This is a genomic window from Aphanothece sacrum FPU1, from assembly GCF_003864295.1.
In the GTDB taxonomy this organism is placed as follows: domain Bacteria; phylum Cyanobacteriota; class Cyanobacteriia; order Cyanobacteriales; family Microcystaceae; genus Aphanothece_B; species Aphanothece_B sacrum.
Genome location: NZ_BDQK01000010.1, coordinates 1 through 3,471 on the forward strand (window position 1 = coordinate 1; position 3,471 = coordinate 3,471).

General features: G+C 34.5%; 3 protein-coding genes. All 3 read left to right on the forward strand.

The window, feature by feature from the left end:
- Positions 1 to 95: 95 nt before the first annotated feature.
- The 3 genes from AsFPU1_RS10425 to AsFPU1_RS10435 all read left to right on the forward strand — a co-directional run bounded on the left by AsFPU1_RS10425 (position 96) and on the right by AsFPU1_RS10435 (position 2,913).
- Positions 96 to 344 carry a hypothetical protein gene (locus AsFPU1_RS10425; protein WP_124977150.1) on the forward strand — a complete coding sequence of 83 codons (249 nt, stop codon included), beginning with the start codon at positions 96 to 98 and terminating at the stop codon, positions 342 to 344.
- 870 nt (positions 345 to 1,214) lie between these two features.
- Positions 1,215 to 2,285: a hypothetical protein gene (locus AsFPU1_RS10430; protein ID WP_124977151.1), complete on the forward strand. Its 1,071-nt coding sequence runs from the start codon at positions 1,215 to 1,217 to the stop codon at positions 2,283 to 2,285.
- A gap of 379 nt (positions 2,286 to 2,664) precedes the next feature.
- Positions 2,665 to 2,913, forward strand: a complete 249-nt coding sequence (locus tag AsFPU1_RS10435; protein WP_124977150.1) for a hypothetical protein — start codon at positions 2,665 to 2,667, stop codon at positions 2,911 to 2,913.
- Positions 2,914 to 3,471 lie beyond the last annotated feature (558 nt).

The following is a 3,471-nucleotide window of genomic DNA, read 5'->3' on the forward strand; positions in this document are numbered from 1 at the left end:
TACAAGAGTAGTATTCACTATAGGTACAAGAAAATTAAATTGACGGTAAAACAAGCGATATGATATAGTTATAGAAAAGCGGTAACAGGTAATCAATGAATAATACAAAGACGTGGTTTAAGTCAGGAAGGGGGGGTAAACGGACGGGAGCGGGTCGCCCTGCAACTGGTAGAAGTACAAAGGTGGTAAGAGTGCCTAACGACTTTCCTGATTCAGAGCAAATTATTAGAATAGTTGAAGTAATAAGAGACTGGAAAAGTGCCTCTGATAATGCGTCTAAAACTTCACCAAGATGGCAAAGATTAAGAGAATTATTAGCTGACTTATCAGAAGAAATAATCTAGTTATTTGTTTAAATCAAGTTACTTATTTTCCAGTTTCTTCTAAGTAGTTTAGTTTTAGTCTTCTTTAGTGTTTAAGTCATTTAACGATGTATTTGCGAGTAAATGAGATAATATTACATTAGCGAGGTATTTACTAATTGGTAGATTCTGCTTTATTGCTTCATCTTTAATAATAGAATAAATAGTATTACTCAATGCGATTTTGGGGCGTATCATTATGCACCTATAATAAGTGGTAAAGTGTATTGTTATTATATCCATGTTTAAACAATATTAAAATCAGTAAAAACGCATAAGTTTTGATATATTGATTTATTCAATTGAATACATCAATGTATTCAGTTGAATACATTAAATAAGATGAATTAACTGTTATAGATTATTGTAACCAAAGATTGGCAGTAAAGAAATAGTTACGATATAGAAGAAATTGGGCAAAAAGGGCATATAAGCCGTTTATTAACGATAGTAAATTAATATTTAATAACAATAAAAAAAAACCATCCTATATGTTAGGATGGGAATTAAGTTAAAACAAAAACTAAATAGTTAAGCGGGGTATTTTCTTACCATTCTTTTTTGGGGAAACTTCTATAGACTGCCGTTTCAGGCTCTATTAAGTAGTACCGCTTTCTATCAGTTGACTCCATCATAGCATCTTAAGAACTATTTTGGAACACTGCAAGGAAAGAGTAAAAGTAATTGCATCTATGCAACTAATAGCATAGATGCAATTAGTAAGAAACGCAAGGATAAAACTATCTTTGTATGTGCGTTAAGAATTGACCCGCTTAACTAGGGAGGGTTAAAGCTACGTTAAAGGGTCTAGATAATACAAAAGTACACGGAAATAGATGTCTTACAGGAACTTTGCACCCTGATGGCTTTTTTACTATAGGGGCTATCCCTAGTAAGAAAGTACGACAAGAGGACAAATGTTTTGAAAGACAATGGGATAGTCAATTTGAACTACATACTTGGTTAGGGTACAATGCTGATACTGAGTCATGGGAAGTTGACCGTAAGGAATGGTTAATGAAGGATACTGTGGAATGGCAAAAAAAGCACCTTCAGGGGCAAAACGTAGGTTTATCAAGCGTTGACAATTCCGACAACGAAGTTGTACTAAATTCTGAGGCATCACAAGGAAACAAAAAACAGTACGGACTTAAGGGAATAACCAGTACGGGGAGACGGCGTGTCATTGATGGGTGTACCATTCTTGAAGATACCTATGGAAAGAAAAGATTAGGATTTGGAACCCTCACCATCCCTAATTTATCCCCTAATGCTATGACAATAGTAAATAAGCTCTGGGCTAAAATCATTGAGACTTTCCATCGATTCTTAAGGCGTTTTTATGAATCGGCTGGCATAATCCCTTATGTATTAGGAGTAACTGAAGTACAGACAAAAAGGTTAGAGAACTACGGACAATTCGCCTTACATTATCATTTCGTATATGTTGCTTGTGACAAGAAAGGTAAGTTTTACTTTACTGCTAATTGGGTTAGGATGATATGGCAAAAAATCTTAAGCAAGGTATTAAGAAATAATGGGATTGATGATGAAGTTAGTACGGCGGCGGCTGTTGATTTACAAAAGGTTAAAAAATCAGCTAAAAATTATATAAGTAAGTATGTTAGTAAAGGAAAGGAAGAAGTAGAAACGTTAGTTCATGCGGGTTGCAGTGAACAAATACCGTCACAATGGTGGTCAATGACTAAAGTTATGAGAGACAGAATTAAGGGCGCATTAGTTAAGATTTCACAAGATATGTGTTATTTTATACTAGAAAATAGAGAAACTTTAATAGACTTAGACATTCTCAAAAAGTTTGCTGCTTCTGCAAGTTTTACTAAAAATGATGAGGAGGTAATATGTGGGTATTGGGGAATAGCTTCTAGTCAGGGAATAATACAATTGTTTGATGTTTTCTAGTCTATGCTCGTTGGGGGTTAACCCCCGACAAGACATGAGAAGAATTAATACAAAACAAGGGCTTACTCTGAGCCGAGCCTTTTCGGAGCGACCCCTCGCAAGCATCTCCGCGTTGACCCTTGACCAACCCCTTATACTTGCGTAGGGGCAAGTGATGGGGGGCTTTTTTACAGAGTCTCTTACTCTTCACCTCACCCCCCCATCGCTTCCCCTACAAGTACAAGAGATGGGGTTGAGTCAAGGGGAGTTGGTAGCTGATTATAACTTAGTCATATTATTATGAATACAAGAGTAGTATTCACTATAGGTACAAGAAAATTAAATTGACGGTAAAACAAGCGATATGATATAGTTATAGAAAAGCGGTAACAGGTAATCAATGAATAATACAAAGACGTGGTTTAAGTCAGGAAGGGGGGGTAAACGGACGGGAGCGGGTCGCCCTGCAACTGGTAGAAGTACAAAGGTGGTAAGAGTGCCTAACGACTTTCCTGATTCAGAGCAAATTATTAGAATAGTTGAAGTAATAAGAGACTGGAAAAGTGCCTCTGATAATGCGTCTAAAACTTCACCAAGATGGCAAAGATTAAGAGAATTATTAGCTGACTTATCAGAAGAAATAATCTAGTTATTTGTTTAAATCAAGTTACTTATTTTCCAGTTTCTTCTAAGTAGTTTAGTTTTAGTCTTCTTTAGTGTTTAAGTCATTTAACGATGTATTTGCGAGTAAATGAGATAATATTACATTAGCGAGGTATTTACTAATTGGTAGATTCTGCTTTATTGCTTCATCTTTAATAATAGAATAAATAGTATTACTCAATGCGATTTTGGGGCGTATCATTATGCACCTATAATAAGTGGTAAAGTGTATTGTTATTATATCCATGTTTAAACAATATTAAAATCAGTAAAAACGCATAAGTTTTGATATATTGATTTATTCAATTGAATACATCAATGTATTCAGTTGAATACATTAAATAAGATGAATTAACTGTTATAGATTATTGTAACCAAAGATTGGCAGTAAAGAAATAGTTACGATATAGAAGAAATTGGGCAAAAAGGGCATATAAGCCGTTTATTAACGATAGTAAATTAATATTTAATAACAATAAAAAAAAACCATCCTATATGTTAGGATGGGAATTAAGTTAAAACAAAAACTAAATAGTTAAGCGGG

What these genes read in the sequence shown, in the direction of transcription:
- AsFPU1_RS10425 (WP_124977150.1), top strand. Translation starts at nt 96, where the DNA reads ATGAATAATACAAAGACGTGGTTTAAGTCAGGAAGGGGGGGTAAACGG.
- AsFPU1_RS10435 (WP_124977150.1), top strand. Translation starts at nt 2,665, where the DNA reads ATGAATAATACAAAGACGTGGTTTAAGTCAGGAAGGGGGGGTAAACGG.